This window comes from Pseudomonas sp. C5pp (assembly GCF_000814065.1).
Taxonomy (GTDB): domain Bacteria; phylum Pseudomonadota; class Gammaproteobacteria; order Pseudomonadales; family Pseudomonadaceae; genus Aquipseudomonas; species Aquipseudomonas asiatica.
The window spans coordinates 16,661-43,263 of sequence record NZ_JWLN01000022.1 but is presented as its reverse complement, the minus strand read 5'-3'; the positions used below and the strand labels follow the sequence as shown (position 1 = coordinate 43,263).

The following is a 26,603-nucleotide window of genomic DNA, read 5'->3' as shown; positions in this document are numbered from 1 at the left end:
CGGAGACTGCCTCCAGGAACCCATTCGTTTCGAGGTCGAACAGAAGGGGTTCTTGCATTGGTCCCCCAGTCAGCAGGGGGTCGGCGTATGCCACAGCTCTCGGAAGAGCGTGCCGGTATCGGCCAGGGCATCACAAAAGCCGTGGTACAGGCCGTTGAGGGCTTCGCCCAGGATCATGATTGGAACCAGGGGCAGCGCGATCATGACTCGGGTGAGCGGGTAGCGGTTGAGCCAGAACGGGCGCAGGTCGGATTCAGTGGACACGGATTTGCTCCAGGGTGGTTTCGTCGTGGATGTACTCGGGGTACTTCTCTTGCAGGCGAGATACGCGCTTGAATGAGCGGCGTTCTTCCAGGTCGCTTTCGCAGCGGAGGATTCGGAATGCCTTGTCCCGCACGCCCTCTTCGAAGGCCGCGGAAACGTGCAGGGAGTAGCCGTCATACGTGGCGCGGGACAGGTTCAGGTCGAACGAATCGGCCAGCTCTTGCGGGGTCATGAAGTCAGCCAGGATCAACTGGACGGGCAAGCCCTGTACGTCCTGGAGGAAGTCCCAGGCACCGTGCATATCCTTGCGGCCATAAAGGGCGAGGAACGCGGGCTGCTTCACCTTCACGGTGAGTTCGGAGTCCAGCTCGTTGTGGTCAATGCTGCGCATGAACACGTCGATGTCTTTGATCGGTCGGCCCAGGAGCGCGTCCCGGATGGCACCGCCACCGATGACCGGGTGCGAGCCAGGAAACTCCCACCGCACCAATTCCAGCGCGTCATCGAAGAGCGGCTGGAGGTGGCCCGGAAGCTTCCATTCAGGCAAGGACGAACACGACGATGAAGAGCAAGAAGAGGTAGTAGTTGGCATCACTCATCAGCCCTCCCCTTAAAAGAACGCAATGAGGCCGTGGATGGCCCCAATCGGTGGGAAGGCGATGCCGACAATGCCCAGGAGCAAGGCGTCACCACACTGGTGGAAGGTCCAGACAACGTTGTAAACCCAGCCGAAGCACAGGCAGAAAACGACAAACAGGTAGGTCAGAATCAGAGGCATGGTTTTCTCTCAGGCACAAAAAAGGCCCGCTTGGGGCCCGTGTGGTGGTGCATCTGCTACAGCCGGAAGTCGTCCAGCAAAGCGTTGAGGTAGTTGCTCAGTTCGTAGCGATTGGTGAACACGTTGCAGTCACCTTCGTTTGCCAGGCCCAGGATGTTGTCTCGGGACCGGACGATGACTCCGTTGTCCACACGCTCAATGCGCAAGGACAGTTCTTTCAGGCGCGGAGGCCGTTGGGCTGGAGTCGTCATGGCTTACCTGCGGGAGCGGAAGCTGGAGAAGCTGCTGGTGCGATAGCTGTAGCTGGCTCGCGGTGCAACGTAGGCAGGGCGTGGAGCCACATAGGCCGGACGCGGAGCCACGGTGGTCGCTCGGGTGTTGGTCGTGGTGTTGTTCACGATGGTGGTGTTATGGACAGCCGGGGCCGATGCCGAAGCACTGCCCAGAATGTGACCCATCATCATGCCGGTGAGCATGGCGTTGGAGTTGTCCTGGACCACGACAGGGGCTGCGACCACTGGGGCCGCTTGCACGATCGGGGCAGCCTGGACAACTGGAGCGGCAACCACAGGGGCCGGAGCTTCGACTACTGGGGCCTGCACAACGGCTGGGCTGTAGCAGGAGTGGCGCTCACAGGCGGCCAGGGAAAGGACGGCCAGGGCCGCGAAGATCAGCTTGCGCATGGTTCAGTCCAGGAGTTTGGAGATACGGGAATGGATCATCGAAGCCCGGTCAGCCAGGGCGTACTGCATATCGGCGTGGTCGTGCAGATTGCAGGCGGTTTGCCGGGCCTGGCGTGCAGCTTCGCTATGGGATGCTTCGGCCTGGCTCAGCTTGTCCAGGGTGCGCTCCAGGTCGGATACAGCGGACGCGGTGGTCTGCGGGAACAGTTTTGCCAGCAGTCGTTTCAACATGGGGGGTATCTCCAGTCAGAATTCGGATTCATCTTTAAAGGGTGAGGACGGCTCGGGCGCTTCGGTGAGCGAGAGCAATCCGGTGTCGCGGTCGTATGCCAGGTACAGCACTTCCCCGGTCGCTTGGCCGGTGTAGCGGTCCTTGAGGATGCGGAAGGTGGTGGTTTGGCGAACCACGGGGTCTTCGGCCTGTTGGTCACGCTCAAGGCCGAACATGAAGTAGCTCCAGAAGCCGATGGCTCGGGAGCCTTTGAAGTGGCGAATCGTTACCCGCCCGCCTTCCTCATGGGGTTTGCCCTCGGGGGTGGTCAGGTGAGAGATGAACGTGATGATGATTCCCAGCTCGTTCGCCACGCCCGCCATCTCTTTCATGATCTGCTCAAGCGAGCCCTTCTCATCTGCGGTGTCAGCCATCGCAGTGAGGTGGTCGATGTAGATAAGCTTGATGCCCTCGGAGACAGCCATGTAGCGCACCTTGCGCTTCACAATGTCCCACTCGGTTTCACCAAATGCGTCGTACATGACCAGGTTTTCGCCCAGCGCATCTACAGCCGCATCCAGCTCCTCATCGGTCCAGCCTGCGGTTTCCTTGGGAACGTGGAAGCGTTTCCCGGCGATCTTCCCGGCCACGCGCTTGGCGGTCTCGGTCGGTTTCTGCTCCAGGAAAATGGTGCCTACACGCTCGCCCAGGACTTGGATGTCGTAGGCGATTTGCTGCGTGAGGAAGTCGGTCTTGCCCACACCAGTACCAGCGCCCAGCCCGTAGACTTCGCCGTAGCGGCGTCCATAGGTGAGTTGGGTGAGTGGATCAAGGAACCACGGCAAGCCCATGACCAGGGCCTTGCGAATCTCTTCGCGGAGGTCTCGGACGTTCACTACGCCATCAGGCCGGTACAGCTTGGCGTTCCAGATGGCGGTGACGATTTCCTGCTCACGGCCCGCTACCAGAAGTTCGTTGGCGTCCTTCATGGATAGCGTGGCGATCTTGCACTTGCCTGGGCTGAATAGCTCTGCGCATTCCTGCGCTGCTTCGCGGCCCGGTTCGTCCATATCGAACATGAGGATGACTTCTTCGAAGCTCTCCAGATATTCGATGTTTCGCTGTATGGCCTTGCGTGCTGCCGGAGCCCCGTTCGGGAGCGACACCACGGGCCACTTGTTGTTTTGCACCTGGGAGACAGACATAGCGTCCAGCTCGCCTTCGGTGACAACAATCTTCTTGCCCCCACTCGCCCAAAGGTTCTGGCCGAAGAGGGTCAACTTTGCACCATCGCCCAGGATGGCGAAGCCTTTATCCTGATCGCGCAGTTTTTGGGCGACCATCACACCACTGTTGTCGAAGTACGGGGCAACTTGAACTAGCCTGCCACGCACCTCACTTACGAAGTATCCGAACTTGCGGCAAGTCTCCAGGGTAAGTTTGCGCTTCATCAGCGGCTTGAATTCGCCGGAGATTAAACCTTCCATTCGTTTTGTTCGCCCTCCAGTAGTTGGGGTTTCGCCATCGCCGTGAACGTAGTGCTCACAGGCGAAGCAATATTGGTGGTTGTCGGTGTAGATAGAGTTGGCATCACTTGAACCACAGTTTTCACAGGGCAGGTGGCGCACGAACTCACTCTCTGTTTCATGCTTTCGATTTTTCATGGGCAATAAAGAGGGCCAGCCCGAAGGCCAGCCCTTTATCAGAGTTGAGTGATAGACGTGGCGGCTGCCATATCCAACTGAGGGCCCACGACTCTTATAAGTTGGCCGCTACCCACGGTTTAACGTCGAAGCTCGGGCAAGCCTTGGCTACTTTCGGGAAGTCCCGGTGGCCTTGGATTGTCGCGTTGGGGTATTTCTCTTTCAGCTCGCCCAGCAGGTGCTTGAGACTTGCAAATTGCTCGGGCGTGAAGTTGTTTTCGGGGACGTTGATGTCCGCCTCGGTGACTCCACCGGCCATGCAGATGCCTACGGAGTTGATGTTGTGGCCCTCTACGTGAGCGCCGATTTGATCCAGCTCGCGGCCCTCCTCCACCACGCCATTGCGGCGGATGACAAAGTGATAGCCGATGCACCGCCAACCTTTGGCGCGATGCCAGCGGTTGATGTCAGCGGCCCCGATGTCCTGGGATGGTCGCGTGGCGCTACAGTGAACTACCAGGTAGTCCGTCTCAGCGCGGGGTTTCGTTCCAGCGTTGTAGGTCATTATTATTTTTCTTTGCTGAGGCCCTTGATGATCGACAGGGAGGCTTCATTGACCGGCTCGTTAAGCCAGGCATGGGGAACCAACTTGTCGGCATACTGGAAGCCGTTCTTGCTGCACCAATCCGCGTAGGTGGTGGTACTGCGTTTATTTATTTTTGTTTTTGAGTTGGAGAAGACAAAGCGCACGTCAAGTTCAGGGTGTTGCGCTTTGACCAGGAGTTGCTTTTGGCGGTCCTCGGTCAAAAAGCGGCCCTTAGTTTCGACAATGATGCCGTTCGCCAGTGCGAAGTCCGGTGTGTACTTGTGAACTTTCGCAGGTCGGGTATAGGGAACTACCAGACTTTCGAAAGTGAAGCCCATGCCGACAGCCGTTAGTTGGTCAGCGGCACGTTCTTCAAGCCCGGAGCGGAACCCATATTTGAGTCCCACTTTTTCGGCATCCAGAGGCGTCTTAGAAGTCTTCTTCGTAAGTGTTGCTTTCGCCACCTTCTTCCTCTTCTTCGAACTCGTCTTTTTCTTCTTGTTCTTGTTCGGCTACCGATTCAGCGTCGAAACCGCCTTCCTCTTCACCGAAGCCGTATTCGCCAGCGGACTTGTTGCCGCCACTGCGCAGCTCGATGACCTGGACTGCGTTCAGGCGCAGCTTGATACCGGCCAGGGCGGTGCCTGGGATGAAGTAAGGGGCCACTTCAAAGCTCACCTTGCCTTCAGTGCCGCCCCAGATGTCCGGGACTTTCAGCATTGGCTTGCCCTTGGCATCGAACAGGGCTGGCTTGCGGGTCCAGACGGAGCCGTCTTTCTTCGACTTGCCCGAGGCGGCCATTTTGATGTTGAAGAACAGGCGGCCAGTCGGCTCCTCGGTCTCCTTGTCGTACTCCTCGGTGAAGAGCGGCTGCACGGTCACGTCTTTCAGCTTCTTGCGGGCTTCGATCTTGAGCTTCTTGAACTCTTCACGGCCATTCTCGATGGCGGCTTCGTGCAGCGGTTCCAGCTTCGCCAGGAGAGGCGCGGCCTCTTCTTGGGTCAGGATCAGGGTGACTTTGTACTCACCGTCCGGCTTCGGGTACTCATCGGTGCCGAAGTCGGGTTTAGTCAGTGCCGGGTAGCGGAAAATGCCACGCGGCGAGGTCATGGTTACGTTCTTTGGGCGTTTCTGATAGGACATTTTGGGGACTCGTTTTATGTGTGCGTGTTAGCGGCTGTGGCGCGCTTCCAGGGACGGAAGGTCAAAGCCTTGTTCAATCAACTCAGCGGCGAGGGCCATAGAGATGGAGCGACCCATGCCCCAAAGCGCGATAGCGCGGCCTAGGGCGGAGTCGTAGTTCTCGGGTTCGTTGCGTTGGTTGTCTGCGGTGCCGAAGCGATTCATTGCGGTTCTCTCAATACGGCCACGGGGTTGTGGCCTGGGTTGTCCGTTGGGGTTGCCTACGGGGCCCAGGCGCACGTTTCCCGTCCCTCTGCACCGGCACGGTGGAGGCTCTATGGCAAAGGTCTGGGGGAATTGCGGGTGGTCCGTAGAGGTGTTGCGAAGGTGTTGCTGGTTCATCCGAGGCGTTGCGGCACTGGCACGGTGGAGGCCCTATGGCTGCTGCTGCGGATGAATGAGGGAATTGGGGGTGGTCTCAGGATCGGCTCATAAATGAGCGGATGGCGCACTGGCACGGTGGAGGCTCGGGCGGAGACTGGGATGTTGCGGCTTGGTTATCCGAATGTGGTCCCTCGGGCCCAGCTCAGAAATGAGCGGGGGGTCGCACTGGCACGGTGGAGGCTCTGGCGGAGGGAAGCGGCTCGGTTATCCGAATGTGGCCCCACGGGAATCACCGGGGGCCATTCATAATCGTTCACCCATGGAAACGTTGCCTTTATGGTTTGTTTCCACTAATGAGAACGATCAGGCAAAACAAAAGCGCGACTCTGCTACGGCTGCCAGGCTCAGGCTGCCACGTTTCGGGAGTTCTGCGAGCTTGGCCCGCGCCTTGTCGCTCAGTTGTGCGGCCAGCTCATCCCGGAAGCGCTCCAGTACGGCGGTCTCTTCGTACATTTCAATGAACGCCTTGCGGACAGTCATGAAGAAAAGCTCGGTCTCCCCTGCGGTGGTGCCGAAGCTGTCATGGATCATCGCGAAGCTCTTCAAGCCGGACTCCACGCCACGCACAACGGTGAGCATGAGGTGGGCCGCATCGCAGCTATGGACGAAGTTGGGGCTGATCCCCTGCGACTGCTTGCGCTTGTCCAGGGCGTCTTGCTCTTCGTTCATCAGGAGGCGCACACGGGCCCCGTTGATGGCCGTTTTGACGCGGCGAGCTACCACGGAGTTGTACGCCTGCATCACGGGGAAGCCCACGGCAGTGGTCCAGCACACCGGCAGCTCTTCTTTTGCGGCCAGGGTTGCAGCGTCCTGGAGCCACTTCATGGCCTCACCAGCTTTCACCAGAACCTGGTTCACGGCTTCCCAAATGGCCTTCGCCATCCAGCCAGCGGCCCGGAAGCCATCCCCGGTGAACGGGAAGTGGCGGGCGTCCACGTTGCCTTCGGCATCGGTGGCCTTCTTGCGTGCCGGGTCCAGGATGTCCTCCATAACCTGGTCCTTGAAGCCGTACTCCTTGGAGCCGTAGGCCAGGGTCATCACGGAGCGCTTCGTCACCTTGCGGTTGATGCCAAAGCGGGTCCATTGCTGGGCCAGGTTCTTTGTACCCTCCTGGACGTATGCCTTGCCGTCAGCGTCATGTTTCAGGACGTCTTCGGTGCCGTGCTTGGCATCGTAGATGGCCCGCTCGATGACCTTTTTGGCTACCAGGCCGTACACGTCTGCGGGGAGGTCGCTGGGGACCAGGTTCACGGCTGCGCCACCGACCTCATCCCGGAGCATCGCGGAGAAGTGCTGGATGCCGGAGCATGAGCCGTCCATAGCAATCGGGAGCTTCGACACAAAGCGGTCGCCGTGCTCGCAGTAGCCCTTCCACTCCAGGCAGAACGCCAGGAACTGCCATGGTTTGTCGATGGCCTGTGCGTCTACGTGGTCAGCCCAGCCGCGTGCCTGGAACGGGTCAGCAGCAATCGCCAGGATTTCCGCTTGGTGATCGTGGACCCACTTCACGCGGTCCTCCAGGCTGGCCTTGTCGTACCCGGCCACGTTCGCCCCGTGGATTGCCAGCCACTTGGCCCCATGCTCGCCCAGTGGCTTGCCGTAGGCGAATCGGAGCAAGCCCTTCGTGTGATCCGCGCCTTGGGGGTTCAGGTGCGGCACCGCGTAGATGCGGCCACGGAAGTCCAGTTGGTACGGGAAGTAAATCTTGCGGAACGGGGAGTAGCGGTTCGCGATGTCCAGGGACATGGAGACGTTGATGCGGGTGCCCTGAATCTCCAGGTTGTCCGAATGGGCCTTGAACGCGGCTTTACGCCAGGCAGCGCGGGCCACCTCGTTGGTGTCGATGTCGAACGGTTTGACTGGCTGGGGGATGCCTTCACGGGGTGGGAGGCCGCACCAGGTGGCGCCCTGCTCCCACAGCGTGGTCATGATGTTCAGGATTGGCGTGTTGATCTGCCACGCGGTGGCCTGGATGGCGTTGAGCGCGGTGTAGACCATCGGCATATCGACGTTGCCCAGCTCTTCCAGGTACGCCCGGTTGCGGGTCTTCACCATGCGCAGCGGCTTGAGGCTGGACGACAGGTAACCCCCATCGGTCGGTGAGGTCCAGTTGCGTGGCGGGACAACCATCGGCTCATACACGGGGCGCAGCATGGCCGTGACGTTGTTCTTGCGGGCGATCCACTCCAGAGTGGACTCCAGCGGCTTCACGTACTTCAGTGCCTTCTCCGTGCCTTCGCCGTTGGTGGCAATGTGGATCAGCCCCACGGAATTCATCAGCAGCTCCAGGAGCTTGGTCCCTACGTGGATGCGGTCGTTGTTGCTCCAGTTGCTCCAGGTGTCCAGCGCAGAGGCCACACGGGTGGCGTAGATGTGCTTGTGGCGCTGGCTGGACCGTTTGTTGGCCCGCTCTACCAGTTGGTCGTACTTCTTGCGCTCCTTGTCGCGGATGCCGGACAGGCGCATTTCGTCTTCCACGGACTGAGCGATGGAGACGGACACATGCTGGAGCGTGCGGGGCTGCGAGATGCCAGCCAGGGTGTGCTTAAGGGTCAGGTAGGCCAGGACATCCGCATCGTAGCCACGGAGGAGCTTGTATGCGCTGCCCCAGCGGGACGACACACCGGCCTCAGACTCATCCATCCACGCCTTGATGGCCTCAGCGAGCGCCTTCATGCGGCCGGAGACGATGATGGAGCCGTACTCGGTGCCATCCTCAGCGCCCATCCTGCGGGCGGCCTCTACGTTGCGCTGGAAACGGCTCACACCGCGCTGGGTCATCTCCTCTTCCAGACGGACTTGGGTGGCGATGAGGTCTTCACCATCCAGGCGGCCAACTAGAGGAGTCATAGAGGTAGTCATAAAGGGAATCTCTTAGTAATCATCATTAAGTAATCATTTCTAAGGATGTCTTTAAGGATGTCTCTAAGGGTCATCTCAGAGGGCATCGCTAAGGAATCCAATTGTGGGTCCGCGACTCTGGATGTGGTCTCCCACAGCGCCCTGGCGCGGCCCTGGATGGCCCTCCCTAAGCGGGAATGTCTCGTCAATGAGTCAGTCTCATCTGAGAGAACCATTAGGCGTAGCTACCCCCTCCAGGCAAAAACTGGCAGCCATAATGTGGACCCGTGACTTCACGCGGGCAGCACTCTCCCGCACTGGATTTTCCCCGGTCAAAAGGGGCCAGTGTCAGCCGGTAAAGCCCGACGAACGGTCAGTTAGGGATTCAGTGGATGAGGGGCTCAGAAGAGGTCAAAAAGGGCCTTTGTGTCCCAAAAGTGTCCCTTTTGCTCTCTTTGCTGAGAAGGCGATTATATGTGGAAAGGTATCATTCGTGCAAGTGATAGGCGAAAAAAATCCCCGAACCCTTGAGCCGTGTGGCTTTCAGGAATTCGGGGAGATTTTTTCTAATTCGTGGTGCGGACGAAGAGACTCGAACTCTTACAGCTTGCGCCGCTGGAACCTAAATCCAGTGTGTCTACCAATTTCACCACGTCCGCGTAACGCTTAAAACAAAGGCGCCAGATGCTATCGAGGCGCCTTTGAAGAATATGGGGTGGACGATGGGAATCGAACCCACGACAACTGGAATCACAATCCAGCGCTCTACCAACTGAGCTACGCCCACCATATTGCATTACAGCCTACTTGCTTGCCAAAGCTGCCTAAATGGCGCACCCGGCAGGACTCGAACCTGCGACCATCCGCTTAGAAGGCGGATGCTCTATCCAGCTGAGCTACGGGCGCTTAAGCTTGAAGCCTAACCGAACGAGACCTTTAACAGCTAACTGCTAAACCACTCATTCTGCCCGACTTCGCCAACCAGTGCTAGGCTGTGCCCGACAAGTGCGGCGAATCTTATAGGCGAGCCTGAAAGTCGTCAACACCTTTCTCAAAAAAATTTAAATTATTTAAGGGCTTAGGGGATTTGCCCGACCACCCGCCTTTGCCCTTGGCCCATGTCGTGCGAGAATGCGCCCTCTTTAATTGTTTCCTTCTCGATGGTTAATCACGCGTCTATGACTGCACACCTAATCGATGGCAAGGCGATCGCCGCCAGCCTGCGCCAGCAGATCGCTCAACGTGTCGTGGAGCGTCGCCAGCAAGGCCTGCGTACGCCGGGCCTGGCGGTGATCCTGGTCGGCACCGACCCCGCCTCCCAAGTCTATGTCTCGCACAAGCGCAAGGACTGCGAAGAGGTCGGCTTCATTTCGCAGGCGTTCGACCTGCCCAGCGAAACCACGCAGCAGGCCCTGACCGAGCTGATCGACCGCCTCAATGACGATCCGGCCGTCGACGGTATCCTGCTGCAGTTGCCGCTGCCGGCGCACCTGGACGCCTCGCTGCTGCTCGAGCGCATCCGCCCGGACAAGGACGTGGATGGCTTCCACCCGTACAACATCGGTCGTCTGGCCCAGCGCATCCCGCTGCTGCGCCCGTGCACACCGAAGGGCATCATGACCCTGCTGGAAAGCACCGGCCAGGACCTGTACGGCATGAACGCGGTCATCGTCGGCGCGTCCAACATCGTTGGTCGCCCGATGGCCATGGAGCTGCTGCTGGCCGGCTGCACCGTGACCGTCTGCCACCGCTTCACCAAGGACCTCGCCGGCCATGTCGGCCGCGCCGACCTGGTGGTAGTGGCCGCCGGCAAGCCTGGCCTGGTCAAGGGTGAATGGATCAAGGAAGGTGCCATCGTTATCGACGTGGGCATCAACCGCCAGGAAGACGGCAAGCTGGTCGGCGACGTGGTCTACGAGACCGCCCTGCCGCGCGCCGGCTGGATCACGCCGGTGCCGGGCGGCGTCGGGCCGATGACCCGCGCATGCCTGCTGGAGAACACGCTGTATGCGGCTGAAGAGCTGCACAAGTAATACCGCGTGATATTAAAACGGCACCTCTGGCAGGTGCCGTTTTTTTTGCCCGTGATCAATGCATTGGCTTCACCGGCCTCTTCGCGGGTAAACCCGCTCCCGCAGGTTGCGCGCCGTCCCAGAAGATGGCGATATCTCTGTGGGAGCGGGTTTACCCGCGAAGAAGCCGGCGCGTTACTCAGCCGGTCACTTCCTGGCCGCCTCCCACGACTTCAGCAGTTCGTTGTAGCTGACCGTCTCGCCCTTGGGCTTTTCGTTGGCCAGTTTCGGTTTCGGCGCCCCAGGCTGGTCGAACCAGTATTGGGCGTCCCTCTCCGGGTTCAGCTTCGGTGCACAGGTGGCTTGGGCGTTGGACCGCTGCAAGCGCTCCATCATCCGGTCCTGGTCGCGGGCCAGGCCGTCCAGCGCTTCCTGCGGGGTCTTCTCGCCACTGGCCACTTCGGCGATGTGACTCCACCACAGCTGCGCCAACCGCGGGTAGTCCGGCACGTTGGTGCCGGTCGGTGTCCACTGTACCCGCGCCGGGCTGCGGTAGAACTCCACCAGCCCGCCCAGCTTGGGCGCCAGCTCGGTCATGGCTTGGGAGTTGATGTCCGATTCGCGAATCGGCGTGAGGCCGACGATGGTCTTTTTCAGCGACACGGTCTTGGAGGTGACGAACTGGGCGTACAGCCACGCAGCCAGGCGTTGCTTCTCGGGAGTGGACTTGAAGAAGGTCCACGAACCGGTGTCCTGGTAGCCCAGCTTCATCCCCTCCTCCCAGTACGGCCCCTTCGGCGAAGGCGCCATGCGCCACTTCGGCGTGCCGTCGGCATTCACCACCGGCAGACCGGGTTTGGTCATGTCGGCGGTAAACGCGGTGTACCAGAAGATCTGCTGGGCGATGTTGCCCTGGGCCGGCACCGGGCCGGCTTCGGAGAAGGTCATGCCCTGGGCTTCCTTGGGCGCATAGGCACGCATCCAGTCCACGTATTTCTGCGTGGCATACACGGCGGCCGGGCCGTTGGTGTCGCCGCCACGGGTCACGCTGGACCCCACCGGGTGGCAGTCCTCCACGCGAATGCCCCATTCGTCCACCGGCAGACCATTGGGCAAACCTTTGTCGCCGCCACCCGCCATGGAGAACCAGGCATCGGTGAAGCGCCAGCCCAGTGACGGGTCTTTCTTGCCGTAGTCCATATGGCCATAGACGCGTTTACCGTCGATTTCCTTGACGTCTTCGGTAAAGAACCTGGCAATGTCCTCGTAGGCTGACCAGTTCACCGGCACACCAAGTTCGTAGCCGTATTTTTCCTTGAACCTGGCCTTCAGTTCGGGCCGCTCGAACCAGTCGGCACGGAACCAGTAGAGGTTGGCGAACTGCTGGTCCGGCAGTTGGTAGACCTTGCCATCCGGCGCGGTGGTGAAGGAAATGCCGATGAAGTCCTTCAGGTCCAGGGTCGGCGAAGTGTAGTCCTTGCCTTCGTTGGCCATCAGGTCGGTGATCGATTCCACCTTGCCGTAGCGAAAGTGCGTACCGATCAGGTCGGAGTCGTTGACCCAGCCGTCATAGATGTTCTTGTCCGACTGCATCTGTGTCTGCAGCTTTTCCACCACGTCGCCTTCCTGCAGCAGGTCGTGGGTCAGCTGTATACCGGTGATCTCGCTGAAGGCCTTGGCCAGCACCTTGGACTCGTATTCATGGGTGGTGATGGTTTCCGACACCACGTTGATCTTCATGCCACGGAACGGTTCGGCAGCCTTGATGAACCACTTCAACTCGGCCAACTGCTGTTCAGGGGTAAGGGTCGAAGGCTTGAACTCACTGCCGAGCCACTTCCTTGCCGCATCCTCGTACTGGTCGGCCCAGGCTGTGCCCTGCACGCCGACCAGTACCAGCAACGCGGCCAGGGTCAAATGTCGCCTGTTGTACTTGTTGTCGAACATTGTGATCTCCCGTTTCAGTTATCCCACAGGGCCGCTCGCTCAGCCCCAGCGCAGCACCACCACCAGCCACGCCAGCGACAGCAGCGAGGCCACCCACAATGGCCACTCGCTGACGCCAACCACCAGCAAATGCAGGTAGGCGCTGGCCAGCAGGCCGATGAACAAGCGGTCGCCACGGCTGGTGACCAGCGGCAGGAAGCCGCGTCGCTCCACGCAGGGGCGGCGCAGTTCGAGCAGGGTCATGCCCAGCAGCAGCACGCCAACGGCGGCGAAGAACAGCGCCGTCGGCAAGGTCCAGGCCATCCACTCCATGCCTTGCCCTCCTCACACTCGGCCCAGGGCGAAGCCCTTGGCCACATGGTTGCGCACGAACCAGATCACCAGCATGCCCGGCAAGATGGTCAGTACCCCCGCCGCCGCCAGTACCCCCCAATCTATGCCCGAGGCAGACACGGTACGGGTCATCACCGCGGCGATCGGCTTGGCATTCACCGAGGTGAGGGTGCGCGCCAGCAGCAACTCGACCCAGGAGAACATGAAACAGAAAAACGCCGTCACGCCGATGCCGGAGCCAATCAGCGGAATGAAGATCTTCACGAAGAAGCGTGGGAAGCTGTAGCCGTCGATATAGGCCGTTTCGTCGATCTCCTTCGGCACACCAGACATGAACCCCTCGAGGATCCACACTGCCAGCGGCACGTTGAACAGGCAGTGGGCCAGGGCCACGGCGATATGGGTATCGAACAGGCCGATCGACGAATACAGCTGGAAGAACGGCAGCAGGAACACCGCCGGTGGCGCCATGCGGTTGGTCAGCAGCCAGAAGAACAGGTGCCGGTCACCGAGGAAGCGGTAACGCGAGAAGGCATATGCCGCTGGCAGCGCCACCAGCAGCGAAATCAGCGTGTTCAGGCACACGTAGTACAGCGAATTGATGTAGCCGCTGTACCAGCTGGCATCGGTGAAGATCACCCGGTAGTTGTCGAGGGTGAACGCCTGTGGCCACAGGGTCAGGCCGCCGAGGATCTCGGTGTTGCTCTTGAACGACATGTTCAGCAGCCAGTAGATCGGCACCAGCAGGAAGAAGAAGTACAGCAGCAGGGCCAGCGATTTGCGCGTGCTCATGGCCTAGTCCTTGTCGGCATGGGTCATGGCTGTGTAGAACAGCCAGGAAACCAGCAGGATGATCAGGAAGTACACCAGCGAGAACGCCGCCGCCGGGCCCAGGTCGAACTGCCCCACGGCCATGCGCGTGAGAGTCTGGCTGAGGAAGGTGGTGGCATTGCCGGGCCCGCCACCGGTCAGCACGAAGGGCTCGGTGTAGATCATGAAGCTGTCCATGAAGCGCAGCATCACCGCGATCAGCAGCACGTTCTTCAGCTTGGGCAACTGGATATGGCGAAACACCGCCCAGCCCGAGGCGCGGTCGATGCGAGCGGCCTGGTAGTACACGTCGGGGATGGCGCGCAGCCCCGAGTAACAGAGCAACGCCACCAGCGATGTCCAGTGCCACACGTCCATCACCAGCACGGTCAGCCAGGCGTCGAACGGGTCGCCGGCGTAGTTGTAGCTGACCCCGAGCCTGGCCAGTGTGGCGCCGAGCAGGCCGATGTCGGCGCGGCCGAAAATCTGCCAGATGGTGCCGACCACATTCCATGGGATCAGCAGCGGGATGGCCATGACGATCAGGCACACCGACGCCATGCGCCCCTTGGTCGGCATGGTCAGGGCAATGGCGATACCCAGCGGGATTTCGATCAGTAGCACGCAGGCGGAATAGATGAACTGACGCAGCAGCGCATCGTGCAGCGCCGGGTCGCGCAGCACCTGACGGTACCAGTCGGCGCCGACGAAGTAGCGGTTGGACTGGTCGAAGATGTCCTGCACCGAGTAGTTGACCACCGTCATCATCGGCACCACCGCACTGAATGCCACCAGCAGGAACACCGGCAGCACCAGCCACCAGGCCTTGTTGTTCGGCACCTTGTTCATGGCCCGGCCTCCAGCAGCACATCGTCGAGGTACAGCATCAGCCACTGCGCCGGCAGGCTGACCCAGGCCTGGGCCACCGGCAACGGGCGGTCCTCGCCCAGGCGTGCCTTGAGCGCGACACCTCCCAGCTCGAGGGTGACGATGCGGTAGGTGCCCAGGTCCTCGACGTCCAGCACCCGTGCCGGGTAGGCATCATCGAACGGGCTGTCCCACAACTGCACGAATTCCGGGCGGATGCCCAGCTGCAGGCGACCACCGCCTGTGGCCGCCAGGCGCTCTCGCAGGTGCTCCCGCATTTGCCCGGGCAGCACCAGGTGAATATCGCCGAACGCCACCCCGTCCGCTTCGGCGTGCACCTCGATCAGGTTCATCCCCGGGCTGCCGATGAAGTAACCGACGAAGGTATGCCGCGGCCGCTCGAACAGTTCGCGTGGGGTACCGAACTGGACGATGCGCCCGCCGTGCATCACCGCGATCTTGTCGGCGAACGTTGAGGCCTCCAGCTGGTCATGGGTGACGTAGATCATGGTGATGTTGAACTGCTCGTGGATCTGCTTGAGCTTGCGCCGCAGCTTCCACTTCAGGTGCGGGTCGATCACCGTCAGCGGCTCGTCGAACAGGATCGCCGACACGTCATCGCGCACCAGGCCCCGTCCCATGGAGACCTTCTGCTTTTCGTCGGCACTGAGGTTGCGCGCCTTCTTGCGCAGCACGGCCGACAGGTCGAGCACCTCGGCAATCTCTTCCACCCGGGCCTGCACCCGGGCTTCGTCCAACCCTTGGTTGCGCAAGGGAAACGCCAGGTTGTCGAACACCGTCATGGTGTCGTAAACCACCGGGAACTGGAACACCTGGGCAATGTTGCGCGCCCGCGGTGACAGCTGGTTAACCGGCTTGCCGTCGAACAGCACCTCACCGTGGGAAGGAGTCAGCAGCCCGGAGATGATGTTGAGCAAGGTCGACTTGCCGCAGCCCGACGGCCCGAGCAAGGCGTAGGCACCGCCCTGCTCCCACACATGCTCCAGCGCGTGCAGGGCATAGTCCGCCTCGCTGGCGGGCTGGCGGCTGTAGCTGTGCGCCAGTTGGCGCAGGCGGATCTCGGCCATCAACCTCTCCTTGCCTGGCGCAGCCCCGGGGCCTGCACCAGCGCCCCGGTACTGTCGAACACGAACAGCTTATGGGTGGGGATGAACACGCGGATCGGCGTGTCCACCTGGTATTCGTGTACCCCTGGCAGGTGCAGGATCATGCGCCAGTGTTCGTTGCGTACATGCAGGAAGGTCTCTGAACCACTGATCTCGGCGAGTTCCACCAGCACCGACAATTCCAGGTCGTCGTCGTGCGCCGGCACCAGGCTGATGTGGCTGGGCCGCACGCCAAAGCGGTAGTCACCCTCGGCAAGCGGCTGCAAGTCGGCATTGCGGGCAAAGTGCACGGCCTGGGCCAGGCTCACGTCGTTGCCGCTGATACGGCCAGGCACCAGGTTGATCGGCGGCTCGGAAAACAGCTCGGCAGCCAGCACGCTGCCCGGGCGCTGGTAGACCTCGGCGGTAGGCCCGCTCTGGACGATACGGCCCTCATGAACCAAGGTGGTGGTGCCGCCCAGAGCCAGCGCCTCGTTGGGCTCGGTGGTGGCATACACGGCAATGCAGTGGCGTGCCGCGAACAGCTCGCGCAGCTCCTGACGCAAGCCCTCGCGCAGCTTGTAGTCGAGGTTGACCAGTGGCTCGTCGAACAGGATCAGCGAAGCATCCTTGACCAGCGCCCGGGCCATTGCCGTGCGTTGCTGCTGGCCACCGGACAGCTCCAGCGGCAGGCGCTGCAGGTAGGCTTCGATGCGCAGCATCTCGGCGGTTTCCTGCACCCGTCGGCGAATCTGGGGCTCGTCCATGCGTGCCTGGCGCAGCGGTGACGCAATGTTCTCGTACACGCTGAGGGTCGGGTAATTGATGAACTGCTGATACACCATCGACACATTGCGTTGGCGCACCGGCACGCCAGTCACGTCCTGGCCATCCATCAGCACCCGCCCCCGGTCCGGGCGATCGAGCCCGGCCATCAGGCGCATCAGGCTGGTCTTGCCGGCCAGGGTGCGGCCCAGCAGCACGTTGAACGAGCCGGGTTCGAAACGCAGTGAGGCATCGACGATCCAGGCCTGGTTGTCGACGCTGCGGCTGACCTGTTCCAGCACCAGGGACATGGCGTGGCCTTCTTGTGGTTTTTGTCTGCCGGGCACAGCCAGTTTCGTGCCAGATGCGCCGCAACCGTCTGGCCCGGGGCCTGGCCGGCAACACCGGTCAATCGCAGGTTCACAACTGAACACAAGCACTGAACAACTGAACACTTGCCGGTTTGACATTGAACAACCGTGCACGACACTGAACAGCGGTCGGCCCCATGACAACAATCACACAGGACAGGCCCATGGCCGCATCCGCTTCGCCCCATGCCCAACTGATCCAGGCCTCCTGGGCCCGCTGCCGCGACCACGGCCTGCAACCCCAGCACGCCCCGGACTTCGACTGCCTGACCCGCGCCGAGCTGAGCGCCCTGCTGGAGCAGCGCCAGGCCCTGCTGCGCCTGACCCGCGAAGCGGTGCTGCCGCAATATGCCCACCTGCTGGGCAATGCCAGCTACCTGGTGATGCTGGCCGATGCCAGCGGCTGCCTGCTCGACAGCTGGGGCTCGCGGCGGTTCATCGAGCCGCGCCAGCAGCATGGTTTCAGCGCCGGGGCCCACTGGCACGAGCGCGGTGTCGGCACCAATGCGCTGGGCACCGCGCTGGTCTGCGCCGAGGCGATCCACGTGGGCCAGGACGAGCACTTCCTGCGCCAGAACCGCTATATGTCCAGCGCCGCCGCGCCGCTGTTCGACGCCGAACGGCAACTGGTCGGGGTGCTCGATGTGGCCAGCGACGGCTACCTGCCCGCCAGCCAGACCTTGGGCCTGGTACGCATGATGGGCCAGAGCCTGGAGAACCGCCTGATCCTCGCCGAGCATGCCGACCAGCATGCGCAATTGATCTTCAACAGCGCCTCCGACAACCTCGACAGCCCCTGGGCCGGCCTGCTGGTGTTCGATGAGCAGGGGCAGGTGCTGGCCGCCAATCACCGGGCCGACACCCTGCTCGGGGGCAACCCGCTGCAGCAGAACATCGAGCAACTGTTCCAGTTGCCCCTGCAACAACTGCTCAGCCATCCCCGGCAACAGCCCTTTGCTCTGCAAGCCACCGGGCGCAACCGCTTCCATTGCCAGTGGCAGCCGCCGCGCGGGGCCCCCGCCCGCCCTGCCGCCATCAGCGCCGAGCCACGCCTGGAGAAAGCCCTGGCGCAGGCCGGCCTGCTGCTGGAAAAGGACATCCCGGTCCTGGTGCAGGGCGAAACCGGCGTAGGCAAGGAGGTATTCGTCGATACCCTGCACCGGGCCAGCAGCCGCGCCAGCCAGCCGCTCATAGCCGTCAACTGCGCGGCGATCCCGGCCGAGCTGGTGGAGTCGGAACTGTTCGGCTACGACAAGGGCGCGTTCACCGGCGCCCATCAGAAGGGCAACCCGGGGCTAATTCGCAAGGCCCACCACGGCATCCTGTTCCTCGACGAAATCGGAGACATGCCATTGCCCACCCAGGCCCGCCTGCTGCGCGTGCTGCAGACGCGCAGCATCCAGCCATTGGGCAGCGGCGAACCGGTGGCGGTGGATATTCGCGTGGTGTCGGCGAGCAACCGCGACCTGGCCGAAGAAGTGCGCGCCGGGCGCTTTCGCCAGGACTTGTATTACCGCATCGCCGGGCTGGCGGTGGTGTTGCCGCCGCTGCGCGAGCGCAATGACCGCCGGCAGCTGATCGAGCAGGTGCATGCGCGCTACCGTGACCCCGGGCAGCCTGCGCGGCTGCCTGCGGCCATTATCGAGCTGCTTGACCGGCACCCCTGGCCAGGGAACATGCGTGAACTGGTGAGTGTGCTGCAGGTGGCGCTGGCCTTGGCGGGTAATGATCCGGTTGGCCTGGAACACCTGCCTGCGGGTTTTCTCGCCGAGGCGCAGGTGCCTGTGCCGATCGCGCCCGAAGAGGCGGACCTGCGCGAGCTGGTGGAACAAGCCAATGGCAACCTCTCAGCGGTGGCGCGCGGGCTCGGGATCAGCCGCACCACGCTGTACAAGCGGCTGCGTGAGCGATGATTGCCCTGGCCTGTACTGGCCTCATCGCCGGCAAGCCAGCTCTCATAGAACTGCACATAACTTATTGAATTAGCAGGGACCCTGTGGGAGCGGCTTTAGCCGCGAACACCGGCGCAGCCGGTGCCATGCACCGCGTTGGATGCTTCGCGGCTAAAGCCGCTCCCACAGGGTACGAGGATCGCTTGCGAATTCAGTTATCTGTGCGACAGCGCGGCCCAAAGGGCTGGGCTATCTCCTGCAGCGCCGCTCTCAAGGCCTGTGATATCCCTGTGGGAGCCGGCTTGCCGGCGATAGGGCCGGCCCAGCCACAACCGATTCGGCTGCCAGCGCAGCGAAATCAGCCAAAGCCGCTGCCGCCACAGCCCATTACAGCCAGCTTTGCCTCCCTACCCGCCGCACAATGAAACCAGAGCCCACTCTGGAAGCGTCGACCGCAGGGAGACCCCTCATGACCCGTTATATCGATGTGCAAGACCTGGCCCGCCTGGTCAACCGCAAAGGCCTGCCCACGTGCCTGCTGGAAATGGCCGAGTACATCCGCCAGGACTACCTGCGCTGGCCCGCCTTCGAAAAATGCGCCCGGGTGGCCAACCATTCAGCGGACGGCGTGATCGAGCTGATGCCAATCTCGGACGCCAGCCGCTACGCCTTCAAGTACGTCAACGGCCATCCGAAGAACACTCGCCATGGCCTGCTCACGGTGATGGCCTTTGGCGCCCTGGCCAGCGTCGATACCGGTGCACCGTTGCTGCTCAGCGAAATGACCCTGACCACCGCCATTCGCACCGCCGCCACCTCGGCCCTGGCCGCCCGCTACCTGGCGCGCGAAGACAGCCGCAGCATGGCATTGATCGGCAATGGCTCGCAGAGCGAGTTCCAGGCCATCGCCTTCAATGCCCTGCTGGGCATCGATGAAATCCGCCTGTATGACATCGACCCGGCTGCCTCGGCCAAGCTGGTCGCCAACCTGGCCAACCGCCCCGGCCTCAAGCTGAGCATCGCCAGCTCCGTGGCCGAAGCGGTGCGCGGGGCCGATATCGTCACCACGGTAACCGCCGACAAGGCTTGCGCCACCATTCTCACCCCGGAGATGATCGAGCCGGGCATGCACCTGAATGCCGTGGGTGGTGACTGCCCGGGCAAGACCGAGCTGCATCGGGCGATTATGGAGCGGGCCCGGGTGATCGTCGAGTACGAACCGCAAAGCCGGGTGGAAGGCGAGATCCAGCAGATGCCTGCAGACTCGCCAGTGACCGAGTTCTGGCGTGTGGTCGCCGGGGAAGCCAAGGGGCGTGAGCGCACCGAACAGGTGACGCTGTTCGACTCGGTAGGGTTTGCCCTGGAGGATTACTCGGCATTGCGCTATGTGCTGGACACAGCGCAGGCACTGGGTATCGGCACGGACATCGGGCTGGTGCCGGTGTTGGAAGATCCGAAGGATTTGTATGGGCTGTTGCAGCCGCAGGTGGTGGAGTTGCGGGCGGTGCCCAAGGCTGGTTCTGTCTGCGCCTGATAGATGCTGGGGCCGCGCAGCGTCCCCCTTTACCGCCTAACCTGTCCCATGCCCTCTTCTGAAAGAAGCCCAAGCGCATGGACACCAAGGACGCCAACGCCCACCCCCTCGACCGCATCGACGAAGCGATCATCGACATCCTGCGCCATGACGGCCGCATCACTTTCGAAAAACTCTCCAGCCTCGTCCACCTCACCCCGCGCCCCTGCCTGGAGCGTGTACGCAAGCTGGAGCGCCGTGGCGTGATCCGCGGCTACGGGGCGATCATCGACCTGCAGAAGGTCGCGCCCGGGGTGTCGCTGCTGGTGCTGGTCGCCCTGTCCAACCAAAGCGGGCGGGCCGCGCAGAAGGCCTTCGAAGCCAACCTGCGCAACTGCCCGGAAGTGCACGAGTGCCAGCTGATCAGCGGCCACTTCGACTACAGCCTGCGCCTGCGCTGCCGCGACATGGAACACTACCGGCTGCTCAGCGAAAGCTGGATGAACGACGACGCCCTGCACATCGACAAGCTGGTGGCGCACCCGGTGCTGGCCGAGGTCAAGCCAATGGCCCGCTGATGATCAAGGGTCACGCCATTGCACCGGCTGCCGGTAGGCCTGCGCCCAGGCTTGCACCGCACTGGCCGGCATCGGCCGGGCGATGCAGTAACCCTGTGCCAGTTCGCAGCCCAGGCCCATCAGCACGCGACCGTGCTCGACGCTCTCCAGCCCTTCGGCAATCACCTCGCGGCCAAACGCCCGGGCCAGTCCGATCACCGCTTCGGTCAGCGCCAGGTCGTCCTGGTCATGCAGGATGTCGCGCACGAATGACTGATCGATCTTGATCGTCTGTGTCGGCAAGCGCTTCAGGTAGCTCAGCGATGAATAGCCAGTGCCAAAGTCGTCCAGGGAGAAGCGCACACCCAGTGCGCGGCAGGCATGGAGACAGTAGCTGACATGCTGCAGGTTATCGATGGCCACCGACTCGACGATTTCCAGGTCCAGCCGCGCCGGGTCCACCTTCGGGTGCGCCGCCAGCAACTGCTGCAGGCGCTCGACAAAGTCACCACGCTGCAAATGCCGCGCGGCGATGTTCACGCTCAGTGACCAGGGCTGCCCCTGACGTTGCCATGCCTGCAACTGGTTCAGCGCCTGGTCGAGCACCCATTCGCCGATTTCCACGATCAGGTCGGTCTGCTCCACCGCCGGCAGGAAATCACCAGGCGGCACCAGCCCGCGGCCTGGCCGCTGCCAGCGCAGCAAGCCCTCGAAGCCCAGCACCTGGCCGCTGCGCAGGTTGACCTTGGGCTGGTAATACAGGCACAGCTCGCCGTTGTGCAGGGCCCGGCGCACCCGCGCCACGGTCTGGTGGGTAGCCTTGAGTTCCTGTTCCTGTGACACATCGAACAGGTGATAGCGGTTGCGCCCACGCTGCTTGGCCACATACATGGCCTGGTCGGCATGGCGCACCAAGGTGTCGGCGTCTTCGTCGTCCTGCGGGTACAGGGTCACGCCGATACTGGCGCTGAGCGACAGGCGCTGCTCGCGTACCACATAGGGCGCCGCCAGTGCCCGCAGCACCCGGCGCAGCGCAGCATGCAACTGGCGGTCTTCGACGTTGCGCAGGATCAGCACGAATTCGTCCCCCGACAACCGGGCCACTGCGTCGCCATCGCGCAGGATGTGCTTCAGGCGCTGCGCCACCTCGACCAACAGCAGGTCGCCCATGGCATGTCCGTAGCCGTCGTTGACTGCCTTGAAGCCATCCAGGTCGAGCATGCACACAGCCAGCGAAATGTCTTCACGGCGCGAGTAGGCCAGGGCCTGGTTCAGCAGGTCGGACAGGTAAGCGCGGTTGGGCAGGCCGGTGAGCACGTCATGGCCCACACGCCATTGCAAGGTATGCAGCAGCTGGCGCTTCTCGGTGACGTCGAAACGGATCGACACGTACTTGCGCACCTCTCCGGTGAGCGGGTCGACCAGTGGCACCATGGTGCTGTCGACCCAGTACAGCGAGCCGTCCCTGGCGCGGTTGCAGATCTCGCCCTTCCACACCCGGCCGGCGGCCAGCGCCCGCCACATGCCGACGAAGAACTCCGGCTCGTGTAGGCCGGAATTGAGGATGCGGTGGTTGGCGCCCAGCAGCTCCTCGCGGCTGTAGCCCGAGATGCTGCAGAACTGCTGGTTGACGTAAGTGATGGTTCCACGCAGGTCGGTTTCGGAAAAGATCGCAGCCGCGTCAACGGCTGCACGATAGTTGTCATCCATAAAGCATCCTGCCTTAACGGTTGAAGCGCTCCACAAGGGCACGCAGTCCGGCGCACACCTCTTCCAGTTCGGCGCCGCGAGAGGCTGCGGCGTTGGCGCTGTGTGCGCTGTGCTGGGCTATGCCGGCCACACCATTGATCTGCCTCGAGACGTCTTCGGCGACGGCTGACTGCTGCTGCGAAGCCGTAGCCATCTGCTGGCTCATGTCACTGATGCGCTGCACCGCATCACGAATGCCATGCAACGCCTGCCGCGCTTCCTGCACCTGGGCAACGCCCTGCTCGGCACCGTCGATGCCCTGGCTGGCAATCGCCACGGCCTCTTCTGCGCCACTGCGCAGAGCATCGATGATAGCCTGGATGTGCAGCGTCGACTGCCGGGTCTTGTCGGCCAGTGCCCGCACTTCATCGGCGACCACGGCAAAGCCACGGCCTTGCTCGCCGGCACGGGCCGCCTCGATGGCGGCATTTAGCGCCAGCAGGTTGGTCTGCTCGGCGATGCCGCGGATCATCCCGGTGGCTTCGGCGATAGCACCGGTCTGACCAGCCAGGTGGCTGACCGCCTGGTTGATCTGGGCCACGGTACCGGCCAAGGTGCGGATTGCAGTTCCGCTGGCGTCGGCCACCAGGCTGCCCTGCTCGGCCAGCAGGTGCGCAGTGTGGGCTTCGGCAGCAGTCAGTTGCACATGGTTGGCAACCTCACCGATGGAAGCGGCCATCTGGTTCATGGCAGTGGCGCTCAGGTCGGTTTCCGCACGCTGCTCCAGCAATGCCGCCTCGGTGCTGCGCGACAACGCACCGGCATCATGTGCAGCCACGGCCATCTGGGCCGCCAGGTCACTCAACCGGGTCAGCGCGGTTTTCAGCCGCGCCTCCTCGCTGATCAGCATCAATTGCAGTTGTCCGCCAGCACCGGGCAGGTCGCTGTAGGTCAAGGCGGCGATCGGGTCGGCGAAGGTGCCGCCTGCGCCCTGCACTACGCGCTCCATCTGCCGCCCAACGGCATTGCGTGCCAACAGGCCATAGGCCAGGAACAGCCCCAGGGTCAGCCCCTGCGCGACCAGGCCGGGCCACAGTTTGTTGGCCCCCAAAGCCAGCCCCCCGCCCACGAGCGGTACCGCCAGGTCATGCGCCAGCATGGTCGCGCGCCGTGACCAGGGCAAAACAGCCTGACCGTTGCGCATGCGTGCATACAGGGCCTCGGCACGGGCCACCTGCTCACGCGTCGGGCACACCCGTACCGATTCATAGCCCACCACCCGCCCGGCTTCGAGAATAGGCGTGACGTAGGCGTTGACCCAATAGTAATCGCCGTTGCGGCAGCGGTTCTTGACGATGCCCATCCAGCTCTTGCCGGCCTTCAGGTAATTCCACATCAACTGGTACACCGCCGGCGGCATGTCCGGGTGGCGTACCAGGTTGTGCGGGCTGCCGATCAGCTCCGCCTCGCTGTAACCGCTGATGGCGGCGAATTCGGGGTTGCAGTAGGTGATCAGGCTGGTGGTGTCGGTAGCGGAAATCAATCGCTGATCGGGGGGAAAACGTTGCTCGACCGGGGTAACCGGAAGGTTGAGACGCACTATGAGACTCCATTCATTCAAACGCCGGGACCCTGCTTGCGAGGCGATTATCAGGATGAATCCCCTGCAATCGACCCTTTGGTGACTTCCCGGTCGGGCGCGGATTCTACGAGGTCAGCCAAGGAATGCAAATAAACCTTACGAATCATGGCGTTATCGAAAATATCGAAGTCGGCATGGCGCTTGGCAAGCTGATTGCAACGTTGCACGAGGCACTGGCCAAAGCCTGATCTGATTCATGTGCGCACGCGGTTCGCCGCTGCGATTCACCTGTGAACGGCCGTACTGCGGCTCGACCCAACCAGATGCACCGAATTAGAGCCAGAGACGCTGGATTGCCCCATAACTGGTCAGACCGGTAAGGCCAAAAATCCTTGCAATGTCGGATTTTTCGCGCTTTCATGGCTTCGCGCTGAACAAACCGGTAAGACCACAATAATTAAGTCCTGCGCTCTTTCGCCCCGTGCGGCTACCGAAGCAAGGACACCGATCAGAGATCCCTCCCATGCTCAAATGGTGCTCGCGTTCGATCTTCCTTCAAGTCGTGCTCGGCCTTGCCCTCGGCATCGCCTGCGGTCTCAGCTTCCCCGACCTTTCCCTGCAACTCAAACCCCTTGGCGACGGCTTCATCAAGCTGATCAAGATGCTCATCGGCCTGATCGTGTTCTGCGTGGTGGTCAGCGGTATCTCGGGCGCCGGCGACCTGAAAAAGGTCGGGCGCATCGGCCTGAAGTCGGTGATCTACTTCGAAGTGCTGACCACCCTGGCGCTGGTGATCGGCCTGGTGTTCGCCTTCACCAGCGGCATTGGCAGCGGCGCCAATATCCACCTGGACCAACTGTCCAGCGCCGACGCCAGCAGCCTGGCCGAGCGCGGCCAGCACATCCACGGTGCCACGGCGTTCTTCATGGACCTGATCCCCACCTCGGTGATCGGCGCCTTTGCCGACAACAACATCCTCCAGGTGCTGCTGTTCTCGGTACTGTTCGGTAGCGCGCTGAACCTGGTGGGTGACTCGGCAGCCGGCATCTCGCGGCTGATCAACGAACTGAGCCACGTGATCTTCCGCATCATGGGCATGATCGTGCGCCTGGCACCGATCGGCGTGTTCGGCGCCATCGCCTTCACCACCAGCAAGTACGGCCTGGAGTCGCTGCAGCACCTGGGCGGGCTGGTGGCGCTGTTCTACCTGACCTGTGCCGGCTTTGTACTGATCGTGCTGGGCACGGTCATGCGCCTGTCGGGGCTGAAGCTGCTGCCGCTGATCAAGTACCTGCGTGAAGAACTGACCATCGTGCTGGGCACCGCCTCGTCCGACGCCGTACTGCCACAGATCATGCGCAAGCTCGAGCACCTGGGCATCGGCAGCTCCACCGTCGGCCTGGTGATCCCCACCGGTTATTCGTTCAACCTCGATGGCTTCTCCATCTACCTGACCCTGGCCATCGTGTTCATTGCCAACGCCACCGGCACGCCACTGGCAATGACCGACCTGCTGACCATCCTGCTGGTGTCGCTGGTGACTTCCAAGGGCGCTCACGGCATCCCAGGCTCGGCGCTGGTGATCCTTGCCGCTACCCTGACCGCCGTGCCGGCGATCCCGGTGGTCGGCCTGGTACTGGTACTGGCGGTGGACTGGTTCATGGGCATCGGCCGGGCGCTGACCAACCTGATCGGCAACTGCGTGGCCACCGTGGCCATCGCCCGCTGGGAGAAGGACATCGACCTGGAACGCGCGCACAACGTGCTCGACGGCAAACCCGGCTTCGCCCCCACGCCACGCAAGCAGCCCAACCCCCATCAACAGGAATTCTGAGCGAACGTGGCCGGCACTGATGCCGGCCCTTCCAGGAGCGAACCGTGATCAGCTCATCTACCGTCGTCAACTCAGTGGTGGAAAAACTGCGCCAGGCCCTGGCCCGAGGCCAATGGCGTACCGGCGACATGCTGCCAGGCCAGCGCGAACTGGCCGAACAACTGGGCATCAGCCGCCCCAGCCTGCGCGAAGCGGTGACCGTGCTGGAAACCCTGGGCCTGGTGCGTTCGCTGCCAGGCAAGGGTGTGCTGGTACTGGATGTCGATGCCGCCACCCAGGAACCGGGCCTGGACACCAGCGCCGCAGCCAGCCTGGCCGACGTGCTGGAGCTGCGCTACACCCTTGAGCCCTTCATCGTCGGCCTGGTGGCGCAGTCGGCCAACAGCCAGGACATCGGCCAGCTGCGCCTGACCCTGATGGACATGCGTGAAGCGCTGGAGGCCGATGACAGCGAAGCCGGCGTCAGGGCCTACATCGCCTTTCATGAAGCGCTGTTCGCCCTGACCACCAACCCGATCTTCCAGAGCGTGGTGCAACAGACCGGCAATGCCCTCAAGCAAAGCGCTGACATGCTGCGCAATTCGCCAGAGCACCTGGCCGCGCGGCTGAAGGAAAACGAAGCGGTGGTGCGCGCCATACGTGAGCGCAGCAGCGCCCAGGCCAGTGCCCAGATGCGCCAGCACATCCTGGCCGAAGGGTTGCGCATGGGCATCCCGTTGAACATCCCGGACGAACACCCGCATCCATGACCCC

26 protein-coding genes, 3 tRNA genes and 1 pseudogene are annotated in these 26,603 nt (G+C 62.3%); 6 read left to right on the top strand and 24 right to left on the bottom strand.

Annotated features, from left to right (window positions below):
- Positions 1-69: 69 nt before the first annotated feature.
- The 15 genes from RR51_RS18125 to RR51_RS18065 form a co-directional block, all read right to left on the bottom strand.
- Positions 70-264 carry a hypothetical protein gene (locus tag RR51_RS18125; protein ID WP_039614308.1) on the bottom strand — a complete coding sequence of 65 codons (195 nt, stop codon included), beginning with the start codon at positions 262-264 and terminating at the stop codon, positions 70-72.
- Positions 254-811, bottom strand: coding sequence for a hypothetical protein (locus RR51_RS18120; RefSeq protein ID WP_232333238.1), 558 nt, complete (start codon positions 809-811; stop codon positions 254-256). Before RR51_RS18120 ends, RR51_RS18125 begins: the two co-directional genes overlap by 11 nt.
- A 63-nt stretch (positions 812-874) precedes the next feature.
- Positions 875-1,042 carry a hypothetical protein gene (locus RR51_RS31065; protein ID WP_155952727.1) on the bottom strand — a complete coding sequence of 56 codons (168 nt, stop codon included), beginning with the start codon at positions 1,040-1,042 and terminating at the stop codon, positions 875-877.
- A gap of 56 nt (positions 1,043-1,098) precedes the next feature.
- Entirely contained in the window at positions 1,099-1,293 is a 195-nt protein-coding gene (locus tag RR51_RS30575) for a hypothetical protein (protein ID WP_148661758.1), read from the bottom strand.
- Between the two features lie 3 nt (positions 1,294-1,296).
- Positions 1,297-1,725: a hypothetical protein gene (locus tag RR51_RS28550; protein ID WP_052261076.1), complete on the bottom strand. Its 429-nt coding sequence runs from the start codon at positions 1,723-1,725 to the stop codon at positions 1,297-1,299.
- 3 nt (positions 1,726-1,728) lie between these two features.
- On the bottom strand, positions 1,729-1,956 hold the full coding sequence (locus RR51_RS18110) for a hypothetical protein (protein ID WP_039614307.1): 228 nt from the start codon (positions 1,954-1,956) through the stop codon (positions 1,729-1,731).
- A gap of 15 nt (positions 1,957-1,971) precedes the next feature.
- A complete protein-coding gene (locus RR51_RS18105) occupies positions 1,972-3,564 on the bottom strand; it encodes a toprim domain-containing protein (RefSeq protein WP_236693276.1) in 1,593 nt (530 codons plus the stop codon).
- A gap of 130 nt (positions 3,565-3,694) precedes the next feature.
- On the bottom strand, positions 3,695-4,144 hold the full coding sequence (locus RR51_RS18100; RefSeq protein ID WP_039614305.1) for an N-acetylmuramoyl-L-alanine amidase: 450 nt from the start codon (positions 4,142-4,144) through the stop codon (positions 3,695-3,697).
- Positions 4,145-4,146: 2 nt separating this feature from the next.
- A complete protein-coding gene (locus RR51_RS18095) occupies positions 4,147-4,629 on the bottom strand; it encodes an endodeoxyribonuclease (protein WP_232014084.1) in 483 nt (160 codons plus the stop codon).
- Positions 4,595-5,308 (bottom strand): single-stranded DNA-binding protein, encoded by a 714-nt coding sequence (locus RR51_RS18090; RefSeq protein ID WP_028692663.1) that lies wholly within the window; start codon positions 5,306-5,308, stop codon positions 4,595-4,597. Before RR51_RS18090 ends, RR51_RS18095 begins: the two co-directional genes overlap by 35 nt.
- A gap of 27 nt (positions 5,309-5,335) precedes the next feature.
- Positions 5,336-5,512: a hypothetical protein gene (locus RR51_RS31060; protein WP_009682639.1), complete on the bottom strand. Its 177-nt coding sequence runs from the start codon at positions 5,510-5,512 to the stop codon at positions 5,336-5,338.
- A gap of 522 nt (positions 5,513-6,034) precedes the next feature.
- Positions 6,035-8,581, bottom strand: a complete 2,547-nt coding sequence (locus RR51_RS18085; protein WP_236693275.1) for a DNA-directed RNA polymerase — start codon at positions 8,579-8,581, stop codon at positions 6,035-6,037.
- Between the two features lie 565 nt (positions 8,582-9,146).
- Positions 9,147-9,231, bottom strand: a tRNA-Leu gene (locus tag RR51_RS18075).
- Between the two features lie 52 nt (positions 9,232-9,283).
- Positions 9,284-9,359, bottom strand: a tRNA-His gene (locus RR51_RS18070).
- A 42-nt stretch (positions 9,360-9,401) separates the two neighbouring features.
- Positions 9,402-9,478, bottom strand: a tRNA-Arg gene (locus RR51_RS18065).
- Positions 9,479-9,750: 272 nt separating this feature from the next.
- Between RR51_RS18065 and folD the strand changes: the two genes are divergently transcribed.
- Positions 9,751-10,605, top strand: coding sequence for a bifunctional methylenetetrahydrofolate dehydrogenase/methenyltetrahydrofolate cyclohydrolase FolD (folD, locus tag RR51_RS18060; RefSeq protein ID WP_013971879.1), 855 nt, complete (start codon positions 9,751-9,753; stop codon positions 10,603-10,605).
- 186 nt (positions 10,606-10,791) lie between these two features.
- Here folD and RR51_RS18055 read toward each other — a convergent pair whose 3' ends face one another.
- The 6 genes from RR51_RS18055 to RR51_RS18030 are packed head-to-tail and all read right to left on the bottom strand — an operon-like array spanning position 10,792 to position 16,723.
- On the bottom strand, positions 10,792-12,531 hold the full coding sequence (locus RR51_RS18055) for an ABC transporter substrate-binding protein (protein WP_039614303.1): 1,740 nt from the start codon (positions 12,529-12,531) through the stop codon (positions 10,792-10,794).
- Positions 12,532-12,570: 39 nt separating this feature from the next.
- Positions 12,571-12,843 carry a DUF2160 domain-containing protein gene (locus RR51_RS18050; protein ID WP_013971877.1) on the bottom strand — a complete coding sequence of 91 codons (273 nt, stop codon included), beginning with the start codon at positions 12,841-12,843 and terminating at the stop codon, positions 12,571-12,573.
- A 12-nt stretch (positions 12,844-12,855) separates the two neighbouring features.
- Complete coding sequence (locus tag RR51_RS18045; protein WP_013971876.1) at positions 12,856-13,656, bottom strand: carbohydrate ABC transporter permease; 801 nt, start codon at positions 13,654-13,656, stop codon at positions 12,856-12,858.
- Between the two features lie 3 nt (positions 13,657-13,659).
- Entirely contained in the window at positions 13,660-14,523 is an 864-nt protein-coding gene (locus RR51_RS18040) for a carbohydrate ABC transporter permease (RefSeq protein ID WP_039614302.1), read from the bottom strand.
- Positions 14,520-15,629: an ABC transporter ATP-binding protein gene (locus tag RR51_RS18035; RefSeq protein ID WP_039614301.1), complete on the bottom strand. Its 1,110-nt coding sequence runs from the start codon at positions 15,627-15,629 to the stop codon at positions 14,520-14,522. The genes RR51_RS18040 and RR51_RS18035 overlap by 4 nt, the downstream gene beginning before the upstream one ends.
- On the bottom strand, positions 15,629-16,723 hold the full coding sequence (locus RR51_RS18030; RefSeq protein ID WP_015269689.1) for an ABC transporter ATP-binding protein: 1,095 nt from the start codon (positions 16,721-16,723) through the stop codon (positions 15,629-15,631). The genes RR51_RS18035 and RR51_RS18030 overlap by 1 nt, the downstream gene beginning before the upstream one ends.
- A 224-nt stretch (positions 16,724-16,947) precedes the next feature.
- Between RR51_RS18030 and RR51_RS18025 the strand changes: the two genes are divergently transcribed.
- The 3 genes from RR51_RS18025 (at position 16,948) to RR51_RS18015 (ending at position 20,766) form a co-directional block, all read left to right on the top strand.
- On the top strand, positions 16,948-18,696 hold the full coding sequence (locus tag RR51_RS18025; protein WP_039614300.1) for a sigma-54-dependent Fis family transcriptional regulator: 1,749 nt from the start codon (positions 16,948-16,950) through the stop codon (positions 18,694-18,696).
- Positions 18,697-19,144: 448 nt separating this feature from the next.
- Positions 19,145-20,209 (top strand): ornithine cyclodeaminase, encoded by a 1,065-nt coding sequence (locus RR51_RS18020; RefSeq protein WP_039614299.1) that lies wholly within the window; start codon positions 19,145-19,147, stop codon positions 20,207-20,209.
- 77 nt (positions 20,210-20,286) lie between these two features.
- The gene (locus RR51_RS18015) at positions 20,287-20,766 is read left to right on the top strand and encodes an Lrp/AsnC family transcriptional regulator (RefSeq protein WP_039614298.1); all 480 of its coding nucleotides are present in this window, start codon (positions 20,287-20,289) and stop codon (positions 20,764-20,766) included.
- Positions 20,767-20,769: 3 nt separating this feature from the next.
- Here RR51_RS18015 and RR51_RS18010 read toward each other — a convergent pair whose 3' ends face one another.
- From RR51_RS18010 to RR51_RS31985, 3 genes and pseudogenes are all read right to left on the bottom strand, one after another.
- Positions 20,770-22,455, bottom strand: a complete 1,686-nt coding sequence (locus RR51_RS18010; protein WP_039614297.1) for a putative bifunctional diguanylate cyclase/phosphodiesterase — start codon at positions 22,453-22,455, stop codon at positions 20,770-20,772.
- A gap of 13 nt (positions 22,456-22,468) precedes the next feature.
- Positions 22,469-23,593, bottom strand: coding sequence for a methyl-accepting chemotaxis protein (locus tag RR51_RS18005; protein ID WP_442961530.1), 1,125 nt, complete (start codon positions 23,591-23,593; stop codon positions 22,469-22,471).
- A gap of 159 nt (positions 23,594-23,752) precedes the next feature.
- Positions 23,753-24,034, bottom strand: a pseudogene (locus RR51_RS31985) (PAS domain-containing protein); the annotation flags it as partial.
- 505 nt (positions 24,035-24,539) lie between these two features.
- Between RR51_RS31985 and RR51_RS18000 the strand changes: the two are divergent.
- Both RR51_RS18000 and RR51_RS17995 read left to right on the top strand, forming a co-directional pair.
- Positions 24,540-25,850: a C4-dicarboxylate transporter DctA gene (locus RR51_RS18000; RefSeq protein WP_003260726.1), complete on the top strand. Its 1,311-nt coding sequence runs from the start codon at positions 24,540-24,542 to the stop codon at positions 25,848-25,850.
- 44 nt (positions 25,851-25,894) lie between these two features.
- Positions 25,895-26,599 carry a FadR/GntR family transcriptional regulator gene (locus RR51_RS17995; RefSeq protein ID WP_015269682.1) on the top strand — a complete coding sequence of 235 codons (705 nt, stop codon included), beginning with the start codon at positions 25,895-25,897 and terminating at the stop codon, positions 26,597-26,599.
- Positions 26,600-26,603: the final 4 nt, after the last annotated feature.